Source organism: Actinomadura litoris, assembly GCF_009733595.1.
In the GTDB taxonomy this organism is placed as follows: domain Bacteria; phylum Actinomycetota; class Actinomycetes; order Streptosporangiales; family Streptosporangiaceae; genus Spirillospora; species Spirillospora litoris.
This window is the reverse complement of sequence record NZ_WOFH01000012.1, coordinates 126,728-152,410: the sequence shown is the minus strand read 5'-3', so window position 1 is coordinate 152,410 and position 25,683 is coordinate 126,728. Positions and strand designations below refer to the sequence as shown.

Annotated in this window: 23 protein-coding genes and 1 pseudogene; 16 read left to right on the top strand and 8 right to left on the bottom strand. The window is 69.0% G+C overall.

Translation table 11 applies throughout. The annotated features are described in order from the left end of the window. Window positions 1–96 precede the first annotated feature (96 nt). The 4 genes from GNZ18_RS30035 to GNZ18_RS30020 all read left to right on the top strand — a co-directional run bounded on the left by GNZ18_RS30035 (window position 97) and on the right by GNZ18_RS30020 (window position 1,918). On the top strand, window positions 97–369 hold the full coding sequence (locus tag GNZ18_RS30035) for a hypothetical protein (RefSeq protein ID WP_156219990.1): 273 nt from the start codon (window positions 97–99) through the stop codon (window positions 367–369). A gap of 230 nt (window positions 370–599) precedes the next feature. Continuing rightward, on the top strand, window positions 600–791 hold the full coding sequence (locus GNZ18_RS30030; protein ID WP_156219989.1) for a hypothetical protein: 192 nt from the start codon (window positions 600–602) through the stop codon (window positions 789–791). A 1-nt stretch (window position 792) separates the two neighbouring features. Then, window positions 793–1,266, top strand: coding sequence for a GntR family transcriptional regulator (locus tag GNZ18_RS30025; RefSeq protein WP_156219988.1), 474 nt, complete (start codon window positions 793–795; stop codon window positions 1,264–1,266). A gap of 49 nt (window positions 1,267–1,315) precedes the next feature. After that, a complete protein-coding gene (locus GNZ18_RS30020; RefSeq protein ID WP_156219987.1) occupies window positions 1,316–1,918 on the top strand; it encodes an HD domain-containing protein in 603 nt (200 codons plus the stop codon). Here GNZ18_RS30020 and GNZ18_RS30015 read toward each other — a convergent pair. Both GNZ18_RS30015 and GNZ18_RS40940 read right to left on the bottom strand, forming a co-directional pair. Beyond that, window positions 1,903–4,683 carry an NACHT domain-containing protein gene (locus tag GNZ18_RS30015; RefSeq protein ID WP_156219986.1) on the bottom strand — a complete coding sequence of 927 codons (2,781 nt, stop codon included), beginning with the start codon at window positions 4,681–4,683 and terminating at the stop codon, window positions 1,903–1,905. The genes GNZ18_RS30020 and GNZ18_RS30015 overlap by 16 nt on opposite strands. Window positions 4,684–4,702: 19 nt before the next feature. Continuing rightward, window positions 4,703–5,179 carry an NUDIX domain-containing protein gene (locus tag GNZ18_RS40940; protein WP_173390935.1) on the bottom strand — a complete coding sequence of 159 codons (477 nt, stop codon included), beginning with the start codon at window positions 5,177–5,179 and terminating at the stop codon, window positions 4,703–4,705. A 926-nt stretch (window positions 5,180–6,105) separates the two neighbouring features. Here GNZ18_RS40940 and GNZ18_RS30005 point away from each other — a divergent pair. From GNZ18_RS30005 to GNZ18_RS29975, 7 genes are all read left to right on the top strand, one after another. After that, window positions 6,106–6,315, top strand: a complete 210-nt coding sequence (locus GNZ18_RS30005; protein WP_156219984.1) for a hypothetical protein — start codon at window positions 6,106–6,108, stop codon at window positions 6,313–6,315. Between the two features lie 167 nt (window positions 6,316–6,482). Then, window positions 6,483–6,665 (top strand): hypothetical protein, encoded by a 183-nt coding sequence (locus tag GNZ18_RS30000; RefSeq protein WP_156219983.1) that lies wholly within the window; start codon window positions 6,483–6,485, stop codon window positions 6,663–6,665. A gap of 29 nt (window positions 6,666–6,694) precedes the next feature. Beyond that, complete coding sequence (locus GNZ18_RS29995) at window positions 6,695–7,039, top strand: hypothetical protein (protein WP_156219982.1); 345 nt, start codon at window positions 6,695–6,697, stop codon at window positions 7,037–7,039. Next, a complete protein-coding gene (locus GNZ18_RS29990) occupies window positions 7,036–8,811 on the top strand; it encodes an FtsK/SpoIIIE domain-containing protein (RefSeq protein ID WP_156219981.1) in 1,776 nt (591 codons plus the stop codon). The genes GNZ18_RS29995 and GNZ18_RS29990 overlap by 4 nt, the downstream gene beginning before the upstream one ends. A 152-nt stretch (window positions 8,812–8,963) precedes the next feature. Then, the gene (locus GNZ18_RS29985; protein WP_312874839.1) at window positions 8,964–9,143 is read left to right on the top strand and encodes a helix-turn-helix domain-containing protein; all 180 of its coding nucleotides are present in this window, start codon (window positions 8,964–8,966) and stop codon (window positions 9,141–9,143) included. A gap of 22 nt (window positions 9,144–9,165) precedes the next feature. Then, entirely contained in the window at window positions 9,166–10,365 is a 1,200-nt protein-coding gene (locus tag GNZ18_RS29980; protein ID WP_156219980.1) for a tyrosine-type recombinase/integrase, read from the top strand. A 184-nt stretch (window positions 10,366–10,549) separates the two neighbouring features. Further along, a complete protein-coding gene (locus tag GNZ18_RS29975) occupies window positions 10,550–11,110 on the top strand; it encodes a dihydrofolate reductase family protein (RefSeq protein ID WP_156219979.1) in 561 nt (186 codons plus the stop codon). A 34-nt stretch (window positions 11,111–11,144) separates the two neighbouring features. Here the strand turns inward: GNZ18_RS29975 and GNZ18_RS29970 are convergent, their stop codons facing one another. Then, window positions 11,145–12,038, bottom strand: a complete 894-nt coding sequence (locus tag GNZ18_RS29970) for a Sco1979 family transcriptional regulator (protein ID WP_374225493.1) — start codon at window positions 12,036–12,038, stop codon at window positions 11,145–11,147. Between the two features lie 277 nt (window positions 12,039–12,315). On the opposite strand from GNZ18_RS29970, the gene GNZ18_RS29965 reads away from it, so the two are divergent. Together GNZ18_RS29965 and GNZ18_RS29960 are read left to right on the top strand one after the other, a co-directional pair. After that, window positions 12,316–12,663 carry a YciI family protein gene (locus GNZ18_RS29965; RefSeq protein ID WP_246250654.1) on the top strand — a complete coding sequence of 116 codons (348 nt, stop codon included), beginning with the start codon at window positions 12,316–12,318 and terminating at the stop codon, window positions 12,661–12,663. A 153-nt stretch (window positions 12,664–12,816) separates the two neighbouring features. After that, entirely contained in the window at window positions 12,817–14,040 is a 1,224-nt protein-coding gene (locus GNZ18_RS29960) for an RNA polymerase sigma factor (RefSeq protein WP_156220165.1), read from the top strand. Window positions 14,041–14,049: 9 nt separating this feature from the next. Here GNZ18_RS29960 and GNZ18_RS29955 read toward each other — a convergent pair whose 3' ends face one another. Both GNZ18_RS29955 and GNZ18_RS29950 read right to left on the bottom strand, forming a co-directional pair. Continuing rightward, window positions 14,050–15,258, bottom strand: coding sequence for an FAD-dependent monooxygenase (locus GNZ18_RS29955; RefSeq protein ID WP_156219977.1), 1,209 nt, complete (start codon window positions 15,256–15,258; stop codon window positions 14,050–14,052). Between the two features lie 136 nt (window positions 15,259–15,394). Next, window positions 15,395–15,982, bottom strand: a complete 588-nt coding sequence (locus GNZ18_RS29950; protein WP_308166379.1) for a TetR/AcrR family transcriptional regulator — start codon at window positions 15,980–15,982, stop codon at window positions 15,395–15,397. 133 nt (window positions 15,983–16,115) lie between these two features. Between GNZ18_RS29950 and GNZ18_RS29945 the strand changes: the two genes are divergently transcribed. Together GNZ18_RS29945 and GNZ18_RS29940 are read left to right on the top strand one after the other, a co-directional pair. Next, window positions 16,116–17,666, top strand: a complete 1,551-nt coding sequence (locus GNZ18_RS29945) for an MDR family MFS transporter (protein WP_156219975.1) — start codon at window positions 16,116–16,118, stop codon at window positions 17,664–17,666. Between the two features lie 98 nt (window positions 17,667–17,764). Then, window positions 17,765–18,745: a threonine/serine dehydratase gene (locus GNZ18_RS29940; protein ID WP_312874838.1), complete on the top strand. Its 981-nt coding sequence runs from the start codon at window positions 17,765–17,767 to the stop codon at window positions 18,743–18,745. A 4-nt stretch (window positions 18,746–18,749) separates the two neighbouring features. Here the strand turns inward: GNZ18_RS29940 and GNZ18_RS29935 are convergent, their stop codons facing one another. Both GNZ18_RS29935 and GNZ18_RS29930 read right to left on the bottom strand, forming a co-directional pair. Further along, window positions 18,750–20,066: a serine hydrolase domain-containing protein gene (locus GNZ18_RS29935; RefSeq protein WP_312874837.1), complete on the bottom strand. Its 1,317-nt coding sequence runs from the start codon at window positions 20,064–20,066 to the stop codon at window positions 18,750–18,752. Between the two features lie 272 nt (window positions 20,067–20,338). Then, window positions 20,339–21,241 (bottom strand): annotated as a pseudogene (locus GNZ18_RS29930) (RNA polymerase sigma factor); the annotation flags it as partial. A 217-nt stretch (window positions 21,242–21,458) separates the two neighbouring features. Between GNZ18_RS29930 and GNZ18_RS29925 the strand changes: the two are divergent. Next, entirely contained in the window at window positions 21,459–22,085 is a 627-nt protein-coding gene (locus GNZ18_RS29925) for a TetR family transcriptional regulator (RefSeq protein WP_156219973.1), read from the top strand. Between the two features lie 73 nt (window positions 22,086–22,158). Here the strand turns inward: GNZ18_RS29925 and GNZ18_RS29920 are convergent, their stop codons facing one another. Further along, window positions 22,159–25,530, bottom strand: a complete 3,372-nt coding sequence (locus tag GNZ18_RS29920) for a pyruvate carboxylase (protein ID WP_312874836.1) — start codon at window positions 25,528–25,530, stop codon at window positions 22,159–22,161. Window positions 25,531–25,683 lie beyond the last annotated feature (153 nt).

Sequence of the window (25,683 nt, the reverse complement as noted above, 5' to 3'; positions counted from 1 at the left end):
ACGTCCCTGGATGCCGATAGAGAGGTCCCCGGCCAGAGCGCGAGCCTTTCCACACGGCAACACCCCAACCCACCACACCAAAGCCAGGGAGCCACCATGCCCACCGACCGGCCCTACCAGGCCGCGCCCGACACCTCGCACCACGCGACCACCAACGCAGAAACCGATCTCGCGAACCTCCGCCAGGACTTCCCCGGTCACCGCATCTGGCGCGCAGTCCGCACGGACGGCACTCTCGGCGACTGGGTTGCCAGCCTCCACGACCCGGCCGCCGGCGTCGATCCGACCGTGATCCAGCCGTCCGCCGCAGAGCTGCGCGAGGTACTCGAAGCCCAAAGCGCGCGGGCACCAAAGCGCAGGACGCCCTGATGGAACCACACAGCGCCCTGCCCCCACGGCGACCGCGCGACGCGACCACAAGCAAGCTGGAGACGGCGCGGCCAATGCGCGTGCCCCCGTTCAGGCCGACCGTGCTGTCTCTGCCGTTGGGCTGTGGCTCACGGCAGGCACGCTGGCACCTCTTCCGCCTGTCCCGTGTCCTGCACCGCTACCACTGGACAACCCGGTTCCACACCAGATCACCGTCACCCCTCCTACGCGTGTTCTGCGAGTCGGCCCCGTGCGTCGGTGAGAGCGTCTCCGTCGTCCGAGGCCACTGCATCTGGTGGTACCGCGCCAGCACCGGCAAGTGGCTGGCTCCCTCCACCGACGTGGAACTCGCCGCCGAGAGGCTCACCCTTCACCTCGCCCCCTGGATCTCGGGGACCTGCAACGCGCACACGGACGACTGAGATGACCACGGCCCGCCGCACTACTTGGGGCGCTTACCGCAGAATCACCGACGCCCTACGCCAGCGCATCACTGACGGCACCTACACCCCCGGCACCCGGATACCCGCCGAAGCGGCCCTCTGCGCTGAGTTCGACGTCACCCGCAACACCGTGCGGCGGGCCCTCTCCGTCCTGCAAGACGAAGACCTCGTCAAGATCCGACCCGGCGTAGGCCGCTTCGTTCATGACCCCACCACCGACCCGACCGCTCAGGCTCTTCCCCGGTACCTGAGCATCGCCGCAGACCTCCGCCAGCAGATCATCACGGGTCACCTAGCGCCGGGCGACATGCTCCCCAGCGAAGCCCAGCTCAAGAAGCGCTACGGCGTCGCGCGCTACACGGCCCGCCGCGCCTTTCGCTCCCTAGAGGAAGCCGACCTCATCACCTGCGTCCACGGCAAAGGACGCTACGTCCGCCAAGACGTCCCCAGATGAGCCCCACAAGCCCGTGGACGTCCACCAACACCGACCTACCGTCACACCCATGAACAAGAACACCGCCCCATGGGCCCGCGAGCTAGCGCGCAAGCACCTCGAAACCACACTCCCCCGCCGTTGGGCCCACACCCAAGGCGTAGCCCGCCAAGCCCGAACCCTCGTCCCGATCCTCGGCGACAAGGCCGACCTCCTAGAAGCCGCCGCGTGGCTCCACGACATCGGCTACGCCCCCGACCTTGTGAACACGGGCTTCCACCCCCTAGACGGAGCCCGCTACCTCCGCGACACCCACCAGGCCGACGACCACCTATGCCGCCTAGTAGCCCACCACTCCTGCGCCCTAACCGAAGCCCGCGAACGCGGTCTTATCGGCGCTCTCGCAGAGGAATTTGGTTTTGCTCCCCCACTGCTGAGCGAATACCTCACCTACTGCGACATGACGACAAGCCCAGATGGCGACCAACTGTCAGTCAGAGATCGACTGGCTGAAATTATAGGGCGCTACGGCAATACACATATCGTTTCACATTCCATTCAGCAATCGTCTTCAGGAATCATCGCTACCGTCTCCAAGGTCGATGCTCATTTGCAATGCCAAGGAAAAATCGCGTCCATGCGGCCAGTGGTTGACGATCAATCTTCACCGTAAGGAGCTGCATTGTCCATCAGAGAAAGGTCCTTCAAGTCATCCCAGAGCCAGCGATAAGCCAAGGCCGTTGCTGGCATATCCTTGAACATGTGGACGCCCGTTTGTACCGATCGAGGCTGGGCCCAATGTTTCGCATTCGGGCGCAGATCAGAAATGAGTCGAGAAAGATTTTCGTACTTCTCAATAAATTCTTCTCGGGTGCGAGCTCTTCGACCGCTCGATCCACTCAGAGATATCTTGGCATTACTGCGCCGCCCGTCTGGAATCGGCTTCACTTCATAGCTCAAAGACCACTTGAAGTAATCCCCCTGCATGCTCCGAAGTACGCCTGTGATTTCAATAGGCCTCATACATGCCAACCCAAGAGTCGGAGCGAAACGGGAGAAGTAGATGTCAACAAGCACGCTATAGATCTCAAGGGCAGCATTGAAAACCTGACTTACAAGCAAGCTCATAGCCCTTTCGGAATACAGTTCCTCAATTAGGCCCGACTCGGGACTAAGATTATCCGGAACAACGTAAGGGCGTTGAATGTTTTGATCGGTCAAGGAAGAAAGCTTGTTAGCGAATCCAGCCAACTCGTCCCTCGTGCCAGTAAACGGCCTCACCCCGTCAATAATAAAGTGTTGACGGTTCTCCTCGCTCAGAAGACCTAGAAGATTTTCTGCACTCTCGACCAGAGGCTCACGCGCTAGCGGCTCATGCAGGACATCACGCTTACCCATAATCGCCCTAGCGAGGGCCCACTCTCGCTCACGTGAATAAGCCTCACAGTTCGGCAGTGGAAGAGCCTTTGATCTGAGCAGCGTTCCGAGTTCGCGTGTGAGAATAGAGAGGGCCCATTGCCAAGGCCACGCCATGAAGTCAGCAGGCACCTCACCCATGCAGATCGGCGACCAGATTGAGCCATCCGCCTCCGCTTCATTAGGGTTCCTGGGCAGTCTTACGATGCCCTGGTTCCGGCTGCCCACCTTGAGACCTACGTGAAGGTGATTATCAGAAACACGGGCGCCGACTGTGGATACGACTCCTTCGTGGCTAGAAAAGCCGAACATCTCTGGAAAATCGAACGCTGAGACCCAGGAGCTGAGCGAGCTTCTTACACGCCGAGCGCACTCGAGGTCATCAGGAAGCGGCACCTCAGACTTGTAGTTGGCAGCCGGTATTGCATTCTTTACGAGCCACGCGGCTAGGCCAGGAACGCGCTCGATTAGCCGCTCGATCAGTGCGCGCCCTTGACGCCATGATCCCTCCGTCACAGCAAGAAGCAGCGCGTATCTCCAACGATCCATTAGAGTGAGGTCTTCTAGCTCCTCATCTGTGAAGTTGGTTTCCAAAGCTGATCTGGCAGCAAAGTATTGCTGCAGTATGGGTAGGGCAAATGTGACAATGCTCCGCCGCCGCAGGACGAATCGTGTTGCGAGAGCCTGAGGGAGGTAGGCATCATCTTCTAGCTCTGCGACAGGCACTGGCCCCCCATACTCCATACTCAGCCTTGCGATTCTCTTCAGCGTCTTCTCGATCTCAGTAGCGCGTGTGGAAGGTGGACCCAGCACTTCCTGCGCCAGAGCAGCGAGAAATGCGCCTTTCGATCGAGGTATGCCCTCTCCGCCTTGTTGGCGGATCGTGGCAATTATTAGGAAGAGCGGAAGGTGCAACATCTCGCTAATGCCGTGAGTATGCGTCCACAGCATACTTTGATTACCGTCGAGCCGTTCGACAAGAGCCCCGGCTTCCTCGTCAGTCATTATCGGGTGCTGACAAACGGTGCCACCGGTCAGTTTAGGGCCGGGGCGCGTTGTTACTATGACTTTGTTCTCAGGATTACTGTGCGCGAGAGTTTGGATTTGTTCAAGTAGAACCGCAGCGGCCCCGAGTCCAGGCTCTTCGAGACCATCAACGACTAGCATCAAGCCATTTGCGCGGCGCTCTGGGAATCTATCAGTTACTCTCCGTACTGCCTCAATCAAAGAGCCAGAGATCTCTTGGACAGGTAGAAATATTGGCAGTCTTGCATTCTCGTCCTGAAGTGCAGCTTGGATGCTGTGCCCGTAAATACGGAGTGCAGTGACTGATTTTCCTGAGCCAAAGTCGCCCACAATAAAGGTCAAACCTGGGCTTGAGAGTTCATTCTCGAATTGACTGTACGCACCAATGCTCTCGTCATCGGCAAGTTCACTGGCCTTCTCATAGCTCAACCCGGCCGCCAGCCAACGGCCAACCAGCCGGCCTCTGTAAACTCTTGCCTCTTCCAGCAAGTATTCAGTTACGCGATCACGGAAGTCAAAGTTAAGTGAGATCTGGATAACACGCTCAATCTGGGCAGGTTTGAGACGAGAAATTACGTCCGCCAAGCGCTTGTGACCCCAAACCTCGATTACTATACTCGGATTACTGGGGCGTAGCACATTATCGATATGCTGATCAACTTGGCCTGTCAGCGTATCATTCGTCAGATACCTCCACACCGCAACATCGCGATGATTTTCTAGACAACCTTCCAGATCACTCGTTATCTTCTTTATGGTCTTCTTTGCGGTTTCGCCGCGTGTTGCGTGCGCAGCAAAGAAGATTCTTGCCTTGGGGCAATAGCCGTCATTCTTAGTGTCCCCTCGGCGACCGCCCGGACGCACCGGGTGATAGTCATCTGGATAGAGTTCGAGACAGAGGCGATCACAAAGTTCTTGGAACGCATTACCTTCTGTTTGGGCAAGACTATTTTCTATGATCACTCTAAGGGAGTTGAAATCCACAAGTGCCGCCATAAGTAGTTCTTTTGAAGACCTAGTTAACTACCGCTTCCGCCTCATACTTGAGGGCATGGCCGACCCTCTTACGCATTGACCTATCCATTTTTCGATTCAGCAACTCAGGTGCCGAAAGCCAGCAAACGTCTCTACTTTCGTCGCTCGTCCTAAGCCCACCACCAGACCAGCGACCTCTAAGGAGAACGGTGAACTCCTGGCGGACTTCGTTGTTGCTGGTGTAGTGGATCACGTGTTTGGGGTCGCTGTAGATTCCTACCAGGCCGGTGATCTCTACATCTATTCCGGTTTCTTCCTTGGTTTCGCGGATGGCGGCTTGGGTTACGGACTCGCCTAGGTCTACGGCGCCGCCGGGGAGGGCCCAATTGTCGTTGTCGGTGCGGCGGATCATGAGGATCTCGCCCTTGTCGTTCTCTACGACCACGTTGACGGCCGGGACGAGGCTGTTGGCCTTGGGGGCATTGGGGTCGTCGTAGTAGTCGATCCTGCGGCCCATGGCTACTCCCCCCGGGATGGGTGTGGCGGATTCCCAGACTCGTTCGAAGCTCTCTAGGTAGGTGTTCACCAGGTCGCCACCGGCTATGCGCCTGAGGTGCCATACGGGAGCCAGGGCGGCTGTGATGCCGTAGACGTGGGTGTTGACGAGGAGCTGGTCGTCCGCGCGGTAGATCGAGTTGTAGAGCACCGTTTGGTGGAAGCGGAACTCTACGCCGTCCTGTTTGCGGAGTTTCTTGTAGAGGACGAGTGCGTTGCGGATCTTCGCTGACATGGCATCGTCTACGCCCTCGTCTGTGCCGCGTTCGGCCACCTGGGGGCTGTCCGGGTCGCCGAGGAGGATTCGGACGCGGACGCCTGCCTTGGCCTTGTCGGTAAGGGTGCGTTGGATGCCGGTGTCCTCGGAGAGGAAGAGTCCGGCGTAGACGAGGATGCCGATCTCTTCCTCGGCCGTCGCGAACAGACGTCCCCATGCGTCCCTCGGGACGGTGGAACGGTGGGGGTAGATCGTCACCAGTTCGCTGCTGGACGCTGCGGTGACCTGTTCGTTGGAGAGGGCGTCGGGCCAGAGGAAGGTTTCGTCAACGCCCAGGCGTGAAGCCACTGCGTAGCGGTGCCGCCGGTACGGGGTGCGGTCTTTGGTGATCCAGCGTTCGACCGTCTTGTGATCGACCCCGATCGACTCGGCGAGCGTGGCGACCGTGAGGCCCTGCTCTAGCAGGGTGGCGCGTAGGCGTTCGTTCGGCATGCACCCGTCCGGCTTCCGGGACGTCCCAGGACGCGGTCAACCCTATGAGGACGTCATGAACACGTCCAGTCATGTAGTGATCTCGTCCCCCAGGTCACGCGCACTCTCTTCTCGTAAGCCACCGGTCGCCCGGACCGGCCGCCGCCGGCGCCGGGCCCGTACGAGAGGAGGGATCCCCCATGATCCTCGTCCTTGGATCGATCGTCGCCGTCTTCCTCGCTGGATCCACCTGCGGAATCTTCGCCATGCTCGTCATCGGCATCCATGCCGAGGAGCGCCGGTACGTGCGTGGCGGCGCCGCGCCGTCTCGGGTCGGAGCCGTCTCGCAGCGGGTCCTACGGACGCAGACGTGCGACGACCTCCCTGAGCGTTCTCCGGCAGGGCGGTGAGCATGCGGATGCCGCGCATCATCACCGGCCACTCGTGTCCGTGTGGCGCGCGAGTCGAACCCGGCAACCGGCGGTGCCGCAAGTGCCGCGCCCGCGCCCGGTGGATCCGGCGCGGGCACGGGTCGCGGTACCCGGATCTGTGGCTGTGAGGGGGTGAGTCTGTGAACGTGTCGGTTCCCCTGGTGGCGCTTCTGGGTGCTGCGGTGTGGGTCGCTTGGCGGTACATGGGGCTTCGCGGCTGGCACATCGTGGTTTGCCTGTTGTTCGGGTTCTTCCTCGCCGCGACGAGTGTCGCGCCGGAGATTCGCCGCCTGGTGGCGGTTCTCGTCCAGTCCTCTTCTCAGCCCTGACGTTCCTTACCGAAGGGAGGGATGCCCTAGTGCCTGATACGCCGCGTCCCGTCGAAATCAATGTTCTGGAGGTCCGTTCTCGTAACCTCGTCGCGCGGGAGATCGTCTCGGGTCTCTCTGATGCGATGCCCTCACTTGAGGCTGTGTGGCTTCGCCTCAATGCGGCACTCGCCGACGTTCCCGCGCTCGTCTCCGAAGTCAATCGGCTCTCGGCTGTTCTCGTCCGGGTTCGGCGTGACCGCGCAAACCTGGTGGCGGCCGGACGCGCCTGTCTGAGTGCTGAACGCGATGCCGAGCCGGATCCGCTCTACTACCTGCGGGACGAGCTTCGCGCGCAAGGGCAGCTTCCCCCCGATGCTTGGGGACGCTCATGAGCCGGACGCGTCAGATGCGGCGGCATGCGCAGAAGATGCGCCGCAACGGGCTCCAGCCCATGGTCATCGTGGACAGTGACGGGCCATTCCCGGACGTCGCTGGGGTGCTGGTGGCGCGGGCGTTGTGGCGCTACCGGTCGGAACTCGCGCCGGTCTATCTGGTGTGTGTTCTGTTGGCGGGAGGTGTGGTTCTGCACTTCGCCCGTCCGGGGTGGTGGCCTTGGGTGTTGGGCGTCGCGACGGTGGCGGCTTGGGCACTCGCCATGTTCGGCGAGCGGGTTGGGCTCGCCCAGCGAATGGAGCGGGTGTACGCCGCCGTCGTCGTCATGGGTGCTGGTGGGTGGCTTGCTGCCGTGACCGCGCTCGGTATCGCGTTCTCGCCGCTTCCCCGGGTGCTTGTCCTGGGCGGTGCCTTGCTCGCGGTGCCGTGGTGGGCACATCGACGGCGACGCGCCAAGGTGCGTGTCGATCGGAGGCTCGCCGCGTGGCCGGAGATCGCGCGGTCGGTCGGGCTGAACGGCTCTCGTCCTCAATCCGCTGTAGTGGACGTGTGGGGATGGCGCGCCCGGTTCGCGCTGGCGCGTGGCCAGACGCTTCAAGACGTCCTCGGCAAGGTGCCAGCGATCGAGTCAGCGCTCGGGACGTTCCGGGGGGCTGTACGCGTCTCTCCGACGCGGGACGACAAGGCCAACCGGTTCGAGCTGCGAGTACTCGACACCGACCCGCACGCGGGCGCCATCCCCTGGCCCGGACCGTCCGTCTCGTCCATTACCGAGCCGATCGACCTCGGACCGTTCGAGGACGCCACGAGCGCGCGTGTTCTGCTGCTGCGCCGTCATGGGCTGATTGGTGGCGTGGCCGGCTCGGGGAAGAGCGGCGGCATCAATGTCCTCATGGGCAATCTGTCCGCGTGCCGGGACGTGGTGATCTGGGCGATCGACCTCAAGCGCGGGATGGAACTCCAGCCGTGGGCGTCGTGTATCGACCGGCTGGCCACCACTCCCGAACAGGCCCGCGTGATGCTGCGCGACGCGGTAACGGTTCTTGAGGCGCGCGCCGACTGGCTCGTCGCCCATGGGCGGCGCGTGTGGGATCCGACGCCTGAGCTTCCCGCGCTCGTCATCGTCGTGGACGAGTACGCCGAACTCGCCGACGACGCCCCCGACGCGGCCACCGATACGGACTCCATCGCGCGGCGGGGACGCGCCGTCGCCGTGACTCTCATCGCCGCTACGCAACGGCCTACGCAGAAGGCCATGGGGAAGGGTGCCGTCCGGTCTCAGATGGACGTTCGCGTGAGCTTCCGTGTTCGGGAACGGAAGGACGTCGATCTCATCCTCGGGCAAGGGATGCTCAACGCCGGATGGCACGCCCACACCCTCAACGCGCCCGGCAAGTTCCTGCTCTCTGCCCCCGAGCACGACACACCGCGCCGAGCCCGCGCCTACCTACTCGACGACGCGACCGTGACCCTGACTGCCGAGAGGCACGCGAACGTCCGTCCTGCGCTGGATGAGGTCTCATCGCGGGCATTGGACGTGTCGCACACGGCCCCCGTCGCCGCCACGCCCATCCCTGACGACCACACCGACGACGTTCTACGGCGGGTGCTGGACGAGGCGCCGGACGAAGGTCTCCCGATCGCTCACCTTCTGATGCTCACGGACATGAGCCGCCCCACCCTGTACCGGCGACTCGCCGAACTCGTGAAGGCAGGCCAAGCCGTTCAGGTCAAGCGCGGACGCTACAAGGCGTCCGATCACGACCGGTAGTCGTCTCAACGTCTCGTCTCACACGCGCCTGCACGTAAGGAGCGTGGAGACGTCCGTGAGACGAGACGGAGACGAGCACTCACCGTAGCCAAGGAGATGATCGCCAACCCCACACCACGAACGATCTCGGGACGAGTCCCGAAGAAGAGGAGGTGGTGACCGTGCAGGCGTACACCGTCGAGCAAGTGGCCGAGATCCTCAGCATCGGACGCGACAAGGTCTACTTCCTGATCCGCACCGGCCAGCTCCGCAGTATCAAGATCGGAAAGTCGCGCCGCATCACCGACCGGCACCTCGCCGAGTTCCTCACCGCCATGGAAGAAGTCCACTGACACCCTCCAAGCAAGGGACGTCTTGGGACGTCTTGAGTTATCGTCGGAGGCGTCCTCGAACGGCAGGAGGAGGGATCCGTTGACGAAGATCCTGGTCGGGAAGTACGAGGGGTCGATCTACGAGGAGAACGGCGGGTTCACCGGCGCTCTCTCACTCGGGATGGGCCCGGACGGCAAGCGCAACCGGCTCAAGAGGAAGGGGAAGACCAAGACAGAGGTCAAGGACAAGCTCAAGGAGGCCGTCAAAGAGCTGGACGGCGGCGTGAAGACCGAGCACAACTACTTCGTCCGCGACGCGGTGAACGACTACCTGACGGCGTACGCCAAGTCAGGCAAGTCACCTTCGTCCAACACGGTGTACCGGTCGCTCGCCAAGAACCAGCTCATCCCGTTCATCGGGCATGCGCGCCTCAAGGAACTCTCAGCGGACGACGTAGAGAAGTGGCTCGACGGCAGGGCACCGCACCTCACCTCGTCGTCTCTGGGCATGGTTCACAGCCTGCTCAAGAGGTCCATCCGCAGAGCGGCACGCCATGACCGGATCGGCCGGAACGTCGCCCTGCTGGTGGACACGCCAGAAGGCAAGGCCGGGCGTCAGTCGCGCTCGCTCACCCTCCAGCAGGCCAAGGACGTCCTTGAGGAAGCCGCCAAGCCCGAGCACCGACTCGGCGCTTACGTCATCCTCGCCATCGTCTCGGGACTGCGTACGGAGGAACTCCGCACCCTCAAGTGGAGTGACGTGGATCTGGAGACGGCGACCGTCTATGTCCGGCGCGCTGACCGCCACAAGGGCGACACCAAGACACCGCTCAGCAGGCGGGGACTCGGCATCGCCGACACCGCCGTGGACGCGCTCAGGAAGCACAAGAAGCGGCAGGCGGCCGAGCGACTCCAAGCCGGAGACGCGTACGAGGATCACGATCTCGTGTTCTGCCACGAGAACGGAGCGCCGTACGACGCGCCGCGCGTCCGCCGCCGGTTCCGCAAGGTCCTGCGCGCTGCGGGGCTGGACGCCAGCGAGTGGTCCCCGCGCGAGCTGCGGCACACGTTCGTGTCCATCATGAGTGACCACGGGGTACCGATCGAGAAGATCAGCGACCTGGTGGGACACGCCAGCACCAAGATCACCGAAACGGTCTACCGCCACCAGCTCCGGCCCGAGATCCGCGACGGAGCCGAGCACATGAACGAGATCTTCAGCGGGACCGCGAAGTCCGCGTAGGCGCGTGGCTCCCCGATCGGCTCCCCGGAACCTCCAGAGACGACCGACACCCCTCCTGACTTCCGCTCCCCCGCGAACGGGACCGTAAGAATCCCGTAAAACGGTCCGGGCAGTGTGGGGTCCATCGGCACCGCGGAGGGGGCCGGTCGGACGGCCCCTCCCACCACGCAGCTGGGAGCAGACCATGCGCAAGATCATCAACTCGACGTACATCTCGCTCGACGGGGTCATCGAGAACCCGCAGAACTGGACGTCGGCCTACTTCCAGGACGAGGCCGCCGCCTACGCCAGCGAGCTGCTGTTCTCCTGCGACGCCATGGTGATGGGCCGGACCACCTACGACGGGTTCTCGGAGGTGTGGCCCGCGATGGAGGAGGCGACCGGCGACTTCGGCGTGCGGATGAACACCATCGAGCACGTCGTCGTCTCCGACACGCTCGACAAGCCCACCTGGAGCAACACCACCGTCGTCAGGCGCGCCGACGCGGTCGCGGAGATCGGGGCGCTCAAGGAGCGCGACGGCCAGGACATCCTGCAGTACGGGTTCGGCGCGGTGACGCGGACGCTGATCGAGGGCGGGCTGCTGGACGAGCTGCGCCTGTGGATCCACCCGGTCATCGTGGGCACCGGCGACCCGGCCGAGCTGCTCGCCCGCAAGGACTTCGCCGCCGCGTTCGAGCCGGCCGGCACCACCGCGTTCAAGAGCGGCGTGCTGATCGCGACCTACGTGCCCACCGGGAGGTAGGTCCGGAGCGGGCGGCCCGCGGGCCGCCCGCCGGTCAGACGTACTGGTCGAGCAGGGTCCGGAGGATGTCGGGCGTGCGGGACGGGGGCTCGGCCTGGACGCCCAGCCGGTTCATCACGTCGCGGTAGCGGACGACCTCGGCGTTGCGGTCGGGGTAGAGGGCCCCGGCGAGCTGCTCCAGGTAGACGACGTCGGGCAGCTCCGGCTCGGCGAAGCGCAGTATCGTCACCGGGCCGCCCTCGGCGGCGTGACCGCCGGAGGCGAACGGCAGCACCTGGACGGTGATGTTCGGCTCGGCCGACACCTTGATCAGGTGCTGGAGCTGGAGCCGCATCGTCAGGGCGCCGCCCACCAGGCGGCGGACGACGGCCTCGTCGAGCACCGCCCAGAACTTCACCGGGGACGGGCGGGTCAGGATGCGCTGGCGGAGCATGCACAGCTCGACGCGCCGCTCGATCTCGGTCTCGGAGGCGTCGATGTGCCGGGCGCGCAGCAGGGCGCGGGCGTAGTCCTCGGTCTGGAGCAGCTCGGGGACGGCCTGGATCTCGTAGGCGCGGATGACCTCGGCGCCCTGCTCCAGCCCGAGGCACGGCTCGAACCAGCTCGACACGACGTCGCTGTAGGGCTGCCACCAGCCGGGCGCGTTGGCCTGCTCGGCCAGTTGCAGCAGCGGGTCACGGCGGGCGGCGTCGGTCACGCCGTAGAGCGTGAGGAGGTCGGCGACGTCGCGCTCCTTGAAGCCGACCCGGCCCAGCTCCATCCGGCTGATCTTGGAGTGGGAGCCGCGGATCTCATAGCCGGCGGCCTCGGTGGAGATGCCGGCCCGCTCGCGCAGCCGGCGGAGCTGCGCGCCGACCAGCATCCGCAGGACGGTGGGCCCGGCCAGCTCACGTCCCTGCGCGGCGGGCACGTCAGGGATGGCGGGCACGCCGGGTCCAGATGGCGGGTCTCCCACGGGGGACGCCTCCTCAGGGGCGCGAGAAATTCCTGCCTTCACGGCAAAGTTACTCGCCGCCGGGGGCGACGACCAAGACCCAGAACACCGCTCGGTGTACCGTTTCGGCCCTGACCTGGCACGATGCGTCCCAGAGAAAAAATCCGAAAAGGGTCGTCCGCGATGTCGATCCGGCCGCCCGCCCTTCGACGCGTCCGTGAAGGCCGGGGAGAGCCCGGACACGAGACCAGGAGGCATCACGATGCGGTTCATGCTGATGACGACGGACGGCGGCGGCGGCGAGGAGGTCCCGCAGGACGAGAGGCTCCAGGCGGAGATGGGCGCGTTCATCGCGGAGATGTCCAGGTCGGGCGTGCTGCTGGCGACCGGCGGGCTGGAGCCGCACGGCACCCGGATCACCTCCTCGGGCGGGAAGGTGACCGTGACCGACGGGCCGTTCACCGAGTCCAAGGAGGGCGTCGTCGGCTTCGCGCTGATCGAGGTGCGGACGCGGGAGGAGGCGGTCGAGCTGTCCCGCCGCTTCTACCGGATCGTCGGCGACGGCGAGGGCGTCATCAAGCAGGTCTTCGGCCCGGAGGACGCCGCCCCCGGCGCGTGACCCCGGCGCGGGCGGCGGCCCGCGCCGCCCAGGGCCGCGCCGCCGCCCCGGGGCCGCGCCGCCGCCCGGACTTGCGCGCGGGCCCGTGCGGGTGCTGTCATCGGCGGCGTGACGGCCTCTGACGTGCACGCGAGCATCGACGCGGTGTGGCGGATGGAGAGCGCGCGGATCATCGCCGGGCTCGCGCGCCTGCTGCGCGATGTCGGGCTCGCCGAGGAGATCGCGCAGGACGCGCTGGTCGCCGCCCTCGAACAGTGGCCCGGGTCGGGCGTCCCGGACAACCCGGGCGCCTGGCTCATGGCCGTCGGCAAGCGCCGCGCCATCGACCGGATCCGCCGCGAGCAGCGGCTGGAGGCCAAGCTCACCGAGATCGGGCACGGGCTGGAGCCCGAGGCGCGGGAGGCGCCGGCCGAGTTCGACCTCGCCGAGGACGCCGAGCCCATCGAGGACGACGTGCTCCGGCTGGTGTTCACCGCCTGCCATCCGGTGCTGTCCACGCAGGCCAGGGTCGCGCTGACGCTGCGGATGCTGGGCGGGCTGACCACCGAGGAGATCGCGCGGGCGTTCCTCGTCCCCGAGCCGACGGTGGCGCAGCGGATCGTCCGGGCGAAGCGGACGCTGGCGGAGGCCCGCGTGCCGTTCGAGGTGCCGGAGGGGCCCGAGCGCGCGGCGCGGCTGTCCTCGGTGCTGGAGGTCATCTACCTGATCTTCAACGAGGGGTACGCGGCGACCGCGGGCGAGGCGTGGGTCCGGACGGACCTGTGCCAGGAGGCGCTGCGCCTCGGCCGCGTCCTCGCCGGGCTGGTCCCCGGCGAGCCGGAGGCGCACGGGCTCGCCGCGCTGATGGAGATCCAGGCGTCCCGGACGCGGGCGCGGACCGGGCCGTCCGGCGAGCCCGTCCCGCTGCGCGACCAGGACCGCGCGCTCTGGGACCGGCTGCTCATCCGCCGCGGGTTCGCCGCGCTGCTGCGCGCGCGGGAGATCGGCGAGCCGCCGGGCCCGTACGTGCTCCAGGCCGCGATCGCCGCGTCCCACGCGCAGGCCCCCACCGCCGCCGAGACCGACTGGGCGCAGATCGCCGCGCTCTACGAGGTGCTCGCGCGGGTCGCGCCGTCCCCGGTCGTGGAGCTGAACCGGGCGGTCGCGGTCGGCATGGCCGAGGGCCCCGAGCGTGGCCTCGCGCTCGTGGACGCGGTCGCCGCCGAGCCGTCGCTGCGCGGCTACCACCTGCTGCCGAGCGTCCGCGGCGACCTGCTCGCCCGGCTCGGACGGCCGGAGGAGGCCCGGACGGAGTTCGAGCGCGCCGCGGAACTGACCCGCAACGCGCCCGAACGGAAGGTGCTGCTCGCCCGCGCCGCCTCCCTCGGCGCCCCCTGAGACCCCGCCTCAGTAGTCGCGGACGGTGAAGGAGTCGACGATCTCGCCGAAGTCCTGGAAGTCGATCCGAGCCGTGCCCGCGGCCGTGTCCTCGGCCGTCCCGCCCATGGCCGCGCTCCGCTGCGCGTCGACCCGCGCCATGTTGGTCAGCGCGAGCCCCTGGTTGGCGGCGACGTATCCGCGCAGCGCCGACTCGTAGGCGGCGAACGCGGCGCGGTGGTCGCCGCCCGCCGCCTTCAGCTCCCCCGCCAGGACGTAGGCCCCGACCATCGCCATGCTCGTGCCCTGCCCGGACAGCGGCGACCCGCAGTACCCGGCGTCCCCCAGCAGGACGACCCGGCCCCGCGACCAGCGGTCCATGTGGATCTGCGCCATCGAGTCGAAGTGGAAGTCCGCCGCGTCCCACATGCTGTCGAGGAGCTGCGGGACGACCCAGCCGCCGCCCGCCATCGCGTCCTCCATCAGCTTCTTCTGCGCCGCCGTGTCGCGGTGGTCGTAGGCGACCGGCTCGTCGCACTCGAAGCCCATGTAGACGCGGATCTCGGCGTTGCCGCGCACGCTCATGACGCCGCCGCCCCAGGCGCTGCCCGGCATCTGGTGGAACACCTGCCAGCGGTCCAGGCCGAGGAAGTTCGGGGCCGTCCACACCGACAGGTACTTGCCGAGGTGGGTGATGTGGTCGCGCTCGGGTCCGAAGACCAGTGAGCGGGTGGTGGAGTGCAGGCCGTCGGCGCCGACGACCAGGTCGAACGTCCGGGTGAGGCCGCTGCGGAAGGTCACCCGGACGGCGTCCTCGTCCTGGTCGAGCGCGGCGATCGAGTCGCCGAACAGGTACTCGACGCCGTCGCCCGCCGCGTCCGCGAGGATCCGCGACAGGTCGTCGCGGAGGATCTCGATGTCGGGGCCGCCCAGGTCGCCGCCGGTGATCGTGTACTCCTCGCTGCGGAACAGCTCGTCGCCGTTCGCGTCCACCATGGACATGCCGCGCATCTGGACGCGGCGCGCGCGGATCTCCTCCAGCACGCCCATCCGCCCGGCGACCTCCAGCGCCGGGCCCCGCACGTCGACCGCCTGGCCGCCCGCGCGCAGCCCCCGGGCCAGCTCGACGACCGTGACGTCGAAGCCGTGGCGGTCCAGCCAGTAGGCGAGCGCGGGCCCGCCGACGCCGGCGCCGGAGATCAGGACGGTCTTGCTGGTCGTGGCGTCGGCGTTCCGCATCGTCTGCTCCCGTTGCTCCGGGCGGGATCGGTCTCCCGCTCGCACGACCGAAGCCTCGGCGGGGGCGCTGACGGGCCGCGCACCGTCCACGCACCGCCGCTGACCACCGCTGACCGGGCTCTGACCAGGCGCTGCCCTACTCGCCGTCCTCGCCGGTGTAGCCGTGGGCGGCGTCGAGCTGCTCCCAGGCGACCTGGAGGAGGGCGGCGCGCTTCTCGTCGGGGTCGCCCTCCATGTGGCTGGCGGCGAACGTGCCGAAGTAGACGGTGAACAGGGCGCTGAGGGTGCGGACCTGCTCGACCATGCCCGCGTCGGGGACGGTGAGGAGCGCGCCCAGCGCCCGCATGCGGTCGCGGAAGCCGTCGGCGCTCCCCCGGGACCGCAGCGCGGCCTGGTTCTCCTGGAGGAACCGGAACACCGGCGCGCCGGTGTCGAGCGCCTCGTTCAGGCGGCGCAGCACCTCGCGGCGGGTCGCGCGGGTGGCGGGCTGGCCCTGGCCCCAGGCGATCAGGTCGTCGACCGGGCGGCCGATGTCCTCGATCAGGCTGGTGACGATGTCCTCCTTGGTGCGGAAGTGGTAGTAGAGCGCCGCCTTGGTGACCTCCAGCCGCTCGGCGATCTCGCGGAGCGAGGTCTGGTCGTAGCCGCGTTCGAGGAACAGCTCCAGCGCGACGTGCTGGATCCGCTCGCGGGTGTCCTTGCGGCGCGTCTGGGGGCGGGTCACGGTCGTCTCCTCCGCTCGTCCTAGGACCAAGATACCGCCTCAACTTACTTGACGCCCGGCTAGTTAGCGCGGACACTCGAACCGTTAACTTGCCGGGCGGCAAGTAAGTATCGAGAGCGAGGAGCGACCGACCATGACCCCCCAGGCACCCCCTCAGGACGGGCCGGGCCAGGGCCGCAACCTGTACGTCGTCATCGGCGCCGTGCTGATCGCGATGCTGCTGGCCTCGCTCGACAACCTGATCCTCGGCACCGCGATGCCGGGCATCGTCAGCGACCTCGGCGGCCTCGGCCACCTGTCCTGGGTCGTGACCGCGTACACGCTCGCGACCGCCGTCTCCACGCCCGTCTGGGGCAAGCTCGGCGACATGTACGGGCGCAAGGGCGCCTTCCTCACCGCGATCGTGATCTTCCTGACCGGGTCGGCGCTGGCCGGGATGTCGCAGGACATGACCCAGCTCATCGGCTTCCGGGCGATCCAGGGGCTCGGCGCGGGCGGGCTGATGGTCGGCGCGCTGGCGATCATCAGCAGCCTGGTCCCGCCCCGCGACCAGGGCCGCTACCAGGGCATGATCTCCGGCGTGATGGGGCTGGCGATGATCGCGGGGCCGCTGGTCGGCGGCGCGATCACCGACCACCTCGGCTGGCGCTGGTGCTTCTATGTGAACCTGCCGCTCGGCCTGCTCGCGCTGTTCATGATCTCGACCGTCCTGCACCTGCCGAAGCAGCGCTCGCAGGCCCGGATCGACTACCTCGGCGTCGCGCTGCTGGCCACCACGATCTCCTCGGTCGTGCTGGTCACCACGTGGGGCGGCGCCGAGTACGCGTGGACGTCGGGCATGATCATCGGTCTCGGCGCGCTCGCGGTGGCCGCCGGCGTCGCGTTCGTGGTCGCCGAGCGGCGCGCCGCCGAGCCCGTCCTGCCGCTGAAGCTGTTCCGCAACGCCAACTTCACCGTCGTCACGGTCATCGGGTTCCTGCTCGGCTTCGCGATGTTCGGCGCGATGACCTACCTGCCGCTGTTCCAGCAGGCCGTGCAGGGCTCGTCCGCGACGAACGCGGGCCTGCTCGGCATGCCGCTGTTCCTCGCGATGGTCGCCGTCAACATGGTCGCCGGGCCCGTCATCTCCCGGACGGGCCGCTACAAGGCGTTCATCGTCACGGGCGGGGCGCTGCTGACCACCGGGCTCGCACTGCTGGCGACCATGGACACCGCGACCTCGCGGCTCACCACCGGCGCGTTCATGGCGCTGGTCGGCGCCGGGATCGGCTGCCTCATGCAGACGACGCTGCTGGTCTCGCTGCACAGCGTCGAGCGCGCCGACCTCGGGGTCGGCTCGTCCACCGCCACGCTCGCCCGGACGATCGGCGGCTCGGTCGGCGTCTCGATCGTCGGCGCGCTGTTCACCGGGCGCGTCCGCGACATCATGGCCGAGCGCGGCTACGCCGCCGCCACCGAGGGCTCCGCGCAGCTGGACGCGGCGGGCCTGCGGACGCTGCCCGCCGGGGTCCGCGACGCCTACCGGCACGCGGTGGCGGGCGGCGTCCACCAGGGGTTCCTGGTCGCGACGGGCGTGGGCGTGCTGGCGTTCGCGCTGGCGTGGCTGGTCAGGCAGGTGCCGCTCGACAAGGAGGCGGCACGGGACGGCGAGGGCGCGGACGCCGCCGAGCACGCCCGCACCTGACGGGCATCCCGCGGAACGCGCAGGGCCCACCCTCCGTGCCACCGAAGCCTGGTAGGGATGGAATCCGAGCCCGGCACACGTGGGAAGGGGAACGCAGGGTGATCTTTCGTTCGGACGTCGAGGCCGCCGCGGAGCGGATCGCGGGACGGGTCCGCAGGACGCCGCTGCCGGCCGTCGCGCCCGGCCCGCTCCTCCCCGGGTCGCCGGGGGCACCCGGGGAGGCGGCGCGGACCTGGCTGAAGCTGGAGCTCATCCAGCACACCGGATCGTTCAAGGCGCGGGGCGCGTTCAACCACATCCTCGCCGCGCGGGAGGCGGGACGGCTGCCCGCCGCCGGCGTCGTCGCGGCCTCGGGCGGCAACGCGGGCCTCGCGTTCGCGCACGCGGCGGCGCGGGTGGGGGTGCCCGCCGAGGTGTTCGTGCCGGAGACGGCGCCGCCGGTGAAGGTCGCGGGGCTGCGGGCGCTCGGCGCGCGCGTCGTGCGGGTCGGCACCCGCTACGCCGAGGCGCAGGAGGCCGCCGCCAAGCGCGCCGCCGACACCGGCGCGCTGGCCTGCCACGCCTACGACCAGCCCGCCGTCTGCGCCGGCCAGGGCACGCTCGGCCTGGAGATCGCGGAGCAGACCGGCGGCGAGGTCGACACCGTCCTGCTGGCGGTCGGCGGCGGCGGGCTGATGGCGGGCGTCGCGGCGGCGCTGGAAGGCCGCGCGCGGGTCGTCGGCGTCGAGCCCGAGAACTGCCCGACGCTCGACCGGGCCCTGGCCGCCGGGGAGCCCGTGGACGTGGCGGTCTCCGGCGTCGCCGCCGACTCCCTCGGCGCCACCCGGCTCGGCGGCATCGCCCACGGCGTGGCCGCGCGGACGGGCGCCGGATCGGTCCTCGTCACCGACGCGGCGATCGTCGAGGCCCGCCGCCTCCTGTGGCGCGAGTACCGGCTGGCCGTCGAGCACGGCACCGCCGCGGCCGTGGCCGCGCTGCGCACCGGCGCCTACCGTCCGGCGCCCGGCGAGCGCGTGGTGGTCGTGCTGTGCGGGGCCAACACCGACCCCTCGGACCTGGCCCCGCAGGCGTCCTCGTAGGCGGTCAGGGGCCGGTGCGGGCGAACCGGAGCGGCAGCGGGCGCAGCGGCGGGCCCGGCTCGGCGGGGCCCGTCGGCGACTGCGTCCCGCAGAGCGCCTGGATCACGTGCGCGCCGAGCGCGCTGTCGATCGGGTCGGGCAGCGGGGCGCCGTCGGCGTCCAGCCGCTGGTACTTCATGAGGTTGAACCCGAACGCGACCTGGCGGCCGCCGTCGGCGCTGGACAGCGCCTGCGTCCCGGCGCCGAAGACCGCGCCGTCGTGGCCCCAGAACGTGCCGCACGGCAGGTTCACGGAGTAGATGCCGAGGCCGTACTTCATCAGCACGTCGCCGTCGGGGTCCTTGACCGGGACGGTCTGCTGCATCTGCGCCAGCGACAGCCGGTTGACGAGGCCGCCGGTGAGGAGCGTCCGGTAGAAGCGGTTGAGGTCGTCCGTGGTGGAGACCAGCGCGCCCGCCGTCCAGGCCCAGCTCATGTCGAACACGCTGTAGTCGCGCGGCGGGTTCACGTGCTGGTACAGCGACTCGTACATCCGCGGGTGCGCCCCGTGGACGTAGGGCCCGGTCGGGAAGTAGGTGTGCTTCAGCCCGGCCTTCCGGATGACCTCGCGGGTGATGTACTCCTCCGCCTTCGTCCCCGTGACCTTCTCCAGGAGCAGCCCGGCGATGACGTAGTTGGTGTTGGAGTAGGACCAGCGCTCGCCCGGGTCGCCGGTGGGAGGCGCCGCCAGGCCCCAGGCGACGAGCTGCTCGGGACGAACCTTCCTGAAGCGCTCCCTGTCGAGGTCGGCGGGCGAGAGGTCGGCCAGGGAGGGGAACGCGTTGACGACGTAGTCGCCGATGCCGCTGGTGTGGTTCAGCAGCATCCGCACGGTGACCTGCCGCCCGCGCTGGCCGGGGAACAGGTCGGGCAGGTAGGTGCCGATCGGCGCGTCCAGGACGACGCGCCCCCGCTCCACCTGCTGGAGGATCGCCGTGGCGACGAACGTCTTGGTGATGCTGCCGACGCGCGTCCGCATGCCGGCGGCGGCGGGACGTCCCGTCGCGGTGTCGGCGACCCCCGACGCGCCGCTCCAGCGCCGGTCGCCGTCCCGGACGGAGGAGAAGATCCCGTACATGCCCGCCGCGTGGACGGCGTCCAGCGTGGCGCGCAGGTTCGCGGGGGCGACCCCGGTCGCGGAGGCGGGCGGGGTGGCCGCGGGCGGCGCCGCGGCCGCCAGCGGGACGCCCGTCATGTCCGCGGGCCCGGGTGAGGGGGAGGGCAGCATCGCCGTCGCCGGCCCCTGGAGCAGTCCGAGCGTGAGCACCGCGGTGACCCCCACCGCGATCGCGCGCCTGGACCCGGCTGCCGTGCGCCGCCCGCGCCGCCCCGTCGACCACCCCGTCGACCGCCTCGCCGTCATCCTCGTCTCTCTCCAGTTCGCGCCGAACGCCCATTGCAGTCTTGTCGGACATCACCCAGACTGTCATCCCACCGCGGGAGGAGATCGACCTACCGCTGAAGTCGTCGTGACATTCCGACGATCTCGCCGACGAGCCGGGCCGCGCGTGTACTGGACCGGTCCCGGCCGGGCGGGCCGGGACCCGGGACGGCTCAGCCCAGCAGGTCGGCCAGCGTCTCGCGGCGGGACGGGTGGCGCAGCTTGTGCATGCCCTTGGACTCGATCTGCCGGATGCGCTCGCGCGTCACCCCGTAGACCTTGCCGACCTCCTCCAGCGTCTTCGGCTCGCCCCCCGCCAGCCCGAACCGCATCGAGATGACGCCCGCCTCGCGCTCGGTCAGCGTCTCCAGGACGGCGTCGAGGCGGCCGCGCAACATCGAGGTCGCGACCACGTCGGCGGGGTCGCCGCCGTCGGGGTCCTCGATGACGTCGCCGAGTTCGCCGTCGCCGTCCTCGCCGAGCGGGGTGTGCAGGGACAGCGGCTCGCGGGACTGGCGCCGCAGCCACTCGACCTTCTCGGTGGTGACGTCCAGCTCGACGGCGAGTTCGGCCGAGGTCGGCTCCCGGCCGAGGTCCTGCGCCATCGTGCGGCGCAGCCGGGTCATCCGGTTGAGGACCTCGACGACGTGCACGGGGATGCGGATCGTGCGGCTCTGGTCGGCGAGCGCCCGGCTGATCGCCTGCTTGATCCACCAGACGGCGTAGGTGGAGAACTTCAGGCCGCGCCGGTACTCGAACTTCTCGACCGCGCGGATCAGGCCGAGGTTGCCCTCCTGGACCAGGTCGTTCAGCGGCAGGCCGTGGCCCATGTAGCGCTTGGCGAGCGAGACGACCAGGCGCAGGTTGGCCTCGACCATGTGCTCCTTGGCGCGGCGGCCGTCGGCGGCGATCCAGGCCAGGTCGTCGCGGTCCTGCTCGCTGAGCAGCGGGCCGCGGGTCTCCAGCCGCTCGCGCGCGAACAGCCCCGCCTCGATGCGCTTGGCCAGGTCGACCTCCTGCTCGGCGGTCAGCAGCGCGGTGCGTCCGATGCGGGACAGGTAGTCCTTCATCGGGTCGATGAGATCGCGGGTCACGGCCGCGCCACGGGGGGACGGCACGCGGGGGGACGCGCTGGGGGCGTGGCTGGCGTTCAGGGTGGTGTCCTTTGCTCGTCCGGCCGGGAGGGAACGGGTCACCCCGTTCGGGTACCCGGGACCCTCAAGACCTAAACTTAGATCCGACCTAGAAATATGTCAAGAACAAACTTAGGTCGAAGTATGCGATGATGGCGGGATGGGACTCCGGGAGCTGAAGAAGCAGCAGACGCGGCAGAACATCTCGCACCAGGCGACCCGCCTGTTCCTGCGGCACGGTTTCGACCAGGTGACGATCGCGGACGTCGCGGCGGCGGCGCAGGTGGCGAAGATGACCGTCACCAACTACTTCCCGCGCAAGGAGGACCTGGCCCTCGACCTGCACGAGGTGTTCGTCGGGCTGCCGGCGCGGACGGTCGCCGAGCGGGCGCCCGGCGAGTCGGCGCTGGCCGCGCTGCGGCGCGCGTTCCTGGCGGCGGTGTCCCGGCACGACGCCGTCATCGGCTTCTCCGGCCCGGAGTTCGCCCGGATGATCACCGGGAGCCCGGCGCTGGTCGCGCGGATCCGCGAGTTCCACGAGGAGCGCGAGGACGCGCTGGCCGACGTCCTCGCCCGCGAGACCGGCGCTGCGCCGGGCGACCTGCTCCCCCGCCTGGTCGCGGCGCAGTTCGGCGGCGTCCACCGCGTGCTGTTCCAGGAGACCCTGCGCCGCACGATCGACGGCCAGGGCCACGAGGAGATCGCGGCGGCGCTGGCCGAGAGCGGACGCGCCGCCTTCGACCTGCTCGAACCGGCCCTCGCGGGCTACGCCGTCCGCGCGGCGTGACCCGCGCGGACGGCGCGGACGGCGCGGACGGCGCGGCCCGCTCCGTCCGCTGAGCTCGCCGGGCCCGCCGCGCTCAGGTGATGACGAGCAGCAGGTCGCCCGCCTGGACGGGGGTCGCGACGGGGACGGCGAGGCGCGCGACCCGCCCCGCGACCGGCGCGGTGATCGCGGCCTCCATCTTCATCGCCTCGATGGTCGCGACCACGTCCCCGGCCGCGACCTCCGCGCCCGCGGCCACCCGCAGCGTCACCGAGCCGTCGAACGGCGCGGCGACGTGGCCGGGCTCGGCCGGGTCGGCGCGCTCGACGGGCGGGGCGTCCGAGGCCACCGACCTGTCGCGCACCGACAGCGTCCGCAACTGGCCGTTCACGTTGCAGATGACCTGCCGGAAGCCGGCCTCGTCGATGCCGCCGACGGCTTCGAGGCAGGCCAGCACCCGCACGCCGGGTTCGAGGTCGAACGCGATCTCGTGCCCGGTGCGCAGGCCGTACAGGAACGCGCTCGTCGGGAGCGCGGACAGGTCGCCGTACGCGGCGCGGGCCTCGCGGTACTCCTTGGCCGGGCCGGGGAACAGCAGCCGGTCGAGCGTGTCGCGGACCTCCGGACCGGCGAGGGCCTTCTCCTCCGCCTCGTCCAGTTCCGCGCGGGCGGGCGTGTACTGGCGTCCGGCCAGGGCCTTGGTGCGGAACGGCTCGGGCCAGCCCCCGGGCGGGTCGCCCAGCTCGCCGTTCAGGAACCCGATGACGCTGTCGGGGATGTCGTAGCGCTCGGGGTTCTCGGCGAAGTCGCCCGGGTCGGCGCCCGCGGCGACCAGGTGCAGGGCCAGGTCGCCGACGACCTTGCTGGACGGGGTGACCTTCACGAGCCGTCCGAGGATCGCGTCGGCCGCCTCGTAGCACCGCTCGATCTCCTCGAACCGGTCGCCGAGCCCGAGCGCGACGGCCTGCTGCCGCAGGTTCGAGAGCTGCCCGCCGGGGATCTCGTGCCGGTAGACGCGCCCGGTGGGCGAGGGCAGGCCCATCTCGAACGGCGCGTACAGCCTGCGGACGGCCTCCCAGTACGGCTCCATCGCGGTGAGCGCGTCCAGGTCGAGGCCGGTGGCGCGGCCGGTGAAGTCGGTCGCGGCGACGATCGCCTGGAGCGGGGGCTGGCTGGTGGTGCCCGACAGCGGCGCGGCGGCGCCGTCCACCGCGTCCACCCCGGCCTCGATCGCGGCGATGTAGGTGCCGAGCTGTCCGCCCGCGGTGTCGTGCGTGTGCAGGTGGACGGGCAGGTCGAACCGCTCGCGCAGCGCGGTCACCAGCGTGCGGGCGGCGGGCGCGCGCAGCAGGCCCGCCATGTCCTTGACGCACAGGATGTGGACGCCCGAGTCGACGAGCCGCTCCGCGAGCCGCAGGTAATAGTCGAGCGTGTAGAGGCGCTCCTCCGGGGACGACAGGTCGCCGGTGTAGCAGAGCGTCCCTTCGACCAGCGCGTGGGTCTGGAGCGCGGCGTCGATGGCCGGGCGCATGCGCTCCACGTCGTTCAGGGCGTCGAACACCCGGAAGATGTCCACGCCGGTGTCGGCGGCCTCCTTGACGAAGGCCCGCGCGACCGAGTCGGGGTAGGGCGTGTATCCGACGGTGTTCCGGCCGCGCAGGAGCATCTGGATGCACAGGTTCGGGGCCGCCTCCCGGATCGCGGCCAGCCGGTCCCAGGGCGACTCGCCCAGGAAGCGGAGCGCGACGTCGTAGGTGGCGCCGCCCCAAGCCTCCACGGACAGGAGCTGCGGCGTCATCCGCGCGAGGTAGGGCGCGGCCGAGAGCAGGTCGTAGGTCCGCACGCGGGTGGCCAGCAGCGACTGGTGCGCGTCCCGGAACGTGGTGTCGGTGACGGCCAGGGCGTCCTGGGCGCGGAGCCGCTCCGCGAACGCCCGCGCGCCGAGGGCGAGCAACCGGTCGCGGGAGCCCTCGGGGAAGGGGCCCTCAAGCAGGAGCGGCGGCAGCTTCTCCGCCGGGTCCAGGGGGGTGGGCGCCTCGCCGTTGGGCTTGTTGACCGTCACGTCCGCCAGGTACCGGACGAGGCGCGTCGCGCGGTCGCCGCTCGACCGGGCCGTGAGCAGCTCCGGATGGTCGGCGATGTAGGACGTGGTGACCCCGCCCGCGCAGAAGTCCTCCTCTTCCAGGAGCGCCTGAAGGAACGGGATGTTGCTCGCCACGCCCCGGATGCGGAACTCCGCGACCGCCCTGCGCGCGCGCCGGACGGCGTCCTCGAACGTCCGTCCGCGGCAGGTCAGCTTGACCAGCAGTGAATCGAAGTGGGGGGTGACGACGGCGCCCGCGTGCGTCGTCCCGGTGTCGAGGCGGACCCCGGCGCCGCCCGGGGACCGGTACGCGGAGATCTTGCCGGTGTCGGGGCGGAACCCGTTCGCGGGGTCCTCGGTGGTGATGCGGCACTGCACGGCGTACCCCGAGACGGTGACCTCGTCCTGGGCGATGCCGAGGTCGGCGAGCGTCTCGCCGCCCGCGACGCGGAGCTGGCTCTGCACCAGGTCGACGCCGGTGACCTCCTCGGTCACGGTGTGCTCGACCTGGATGCGCGGGTTCATCTCGATGAAGACGTGCTCGCCCCGGTCGTTCACGAGGAACTCGACCGTGCCCGCGTTGACGTAGCCGATCTCCTCGGCGAACCGCACCGCGTCCGCGCACAGCCGCTCGGCGACCAGCGGGTCCAGCCGGGGCGCCGGGGCGATCTCCACGACCTTCTGGTGGCGGCGCTGCACCGAGCAGTCGCGCTCGCGCAGGTGGACGGTGTGCCCGGCGGCGTCCGCGAGCACCTGCACCTCGATGTGGCGCGGCCGGTCCACGGCCTGCTCCAGGAACACGGTCGCGTCGCCGAACGCGCTGAGCGCCTCGCGGCGCGCGGTGTCGACGGCGGCCTCCAGGTCCTCGCGGTTGTCGACGCGGCGCAGCCCGCGCCCGCCGCCGCCCGCCGCCGCCTTCACAAACAGCGGGAACCCGACCTCGTCGGCCGCCGCGAGCTCGCGGCCGGGCTCGGGCGTCGCCGAGCGCAGCACCGGCAGGCCCGCCCGGCGCGCCGCCGCGACCGCCTCGATCTTGTTGCCCGCCAGCCTCAGCGCGGCCGAAGGCGGCCCGACGAACGTCAGCCCGTTGCGCTCGCACGCCTCGGCCAGCTCGGGGCTCTCCGACAGGAACCCGTAGCCGGGGTAGACGGCGTCGGCGCCGACCCGCAGCGCCGTCGCGACGATGCCGTCCACGTCCAGGTAGGCGCGGACGGGATGGCCGTGCTCGCCGATCTCGTACGCCTCGTCCGCCTTCTGGCGGTGCAGGGACAGCCGGTCCTCGTGGGCGTAGACGGCGACGCTGGCGATGCCGAGCTCGTAGGCGGCGCGGAACGCCCGCACGGCGATCTCGCCCCGGTTGGCGACGAGCAGCTTAGTGATCACGTGGGTCTCCCAGGGTGCGGGCGGCCGGGTCATCGGTTACCTACCCAGTGGACCGGCCTGGAACGGTCGCCCGAGCGCCCGGGAACCGTGAACAAAGTGACAGATGACAGCCACGGGAAAAACACGCGAAGGTTTCCGCCTTCCGGCCCTGTC

Excerpts from the sequence above, each read along its gene's own strand:
- GNZ18_RS30035 (WP_156219990.1), top strand. The coding sequence starts at position 97 with ATGCCCACCGACCGGCCCTACCAGGCCGCGCCCGACACCTCGCACCAC.
- GNZ18_RS30025 (WP_156219988.1), top strand. The coding sequence starts at position 793 with ATGACCACGGCCCGCCGCACTACTTGGGGCGCTTACCGCAGAATCACC.
- GNZ18_RS30020 (WP_156219987.1), top strand. The coding sequence starts at position 1,316 with ATGAACAAGAACACCGCCCCATGGGCCCGCGAGCTAGCGCGCAAGCAC.
- GNZ18_RS30015 (WP_156219986.1), bottom strand. The coding sequence starts at position 4,683 with ATGGCGGCACTTGTGGATTTCAACTCCCTTAGAGTGATCATAGAAAAT.
- GNZ18_RS40940 (WP_173390935.1), bottom strand. The coding sequence starts at position 5,179 with ATGGGCCGCAGGATCGACTACTACGACGACCCCAATGCCCCCAAGGCC.
- GNZ18_RS30005 (WP_156219984.1), top strand. The coding sequence starts at position 6,106 with ATGATCCTCGTCCTTGGATCGATCGTCGCCGTCTTCCTCGCTGGATCC.
- GNZ18_RS29990 (WP_156219981.1), top strand. The coding sequence starts at position 7,036 with ATGAGCCGGACGCGTCAGATGCGGCGGCATGCGCAGAAGATGCGCCGC.
- GNZ18_RS29975 (WP_156219979.1), top strand. The coding sequence starts at position 10,550 with ATGCGCAAGATCATCAACTCGACGTACATCTCGCTCGACGGGGTCATC.
- GNZ18_RS29965 (WP_246250654.1), top strand. The coding sequence starts at position 12,316 with ATGCTGATGACGACGGACGGCGGCGGCGGCGAGGAGGTCCCGCAGGAC.
- GNZ18_RS29960 (WP_156220165.1), top strand. The coding sequence starts at position 12,817 with ATGGAGAGCGCGCGGATCATCGCCGGGCTCGCGCGCCTGCTGCGCGAT.
- GNZ18_RS29955 (WP_156219977.1), bottom strand. The coding sequence starts at position 15,258 with ATGCGGAACGCCGACGCCACGACCAGCAAGACCGTCCTGATCTCCGGC.
- GNZ18_RS29945 (WP_156219975.1), top strand. The coding sequence starts at position 16,116 with ATGACCCCCCAGGCACCCCCTCAGGACGGGCCGGGCCAGGGCCGCAAC.
- GNZ18_RS29925 (WP_156219973.1), top strand. The coding sequence starts at position 21,459 with ATGGGACTCCGGGAGCTGAAGAAGCAGCAGACGCGGCAGAACATCTCG.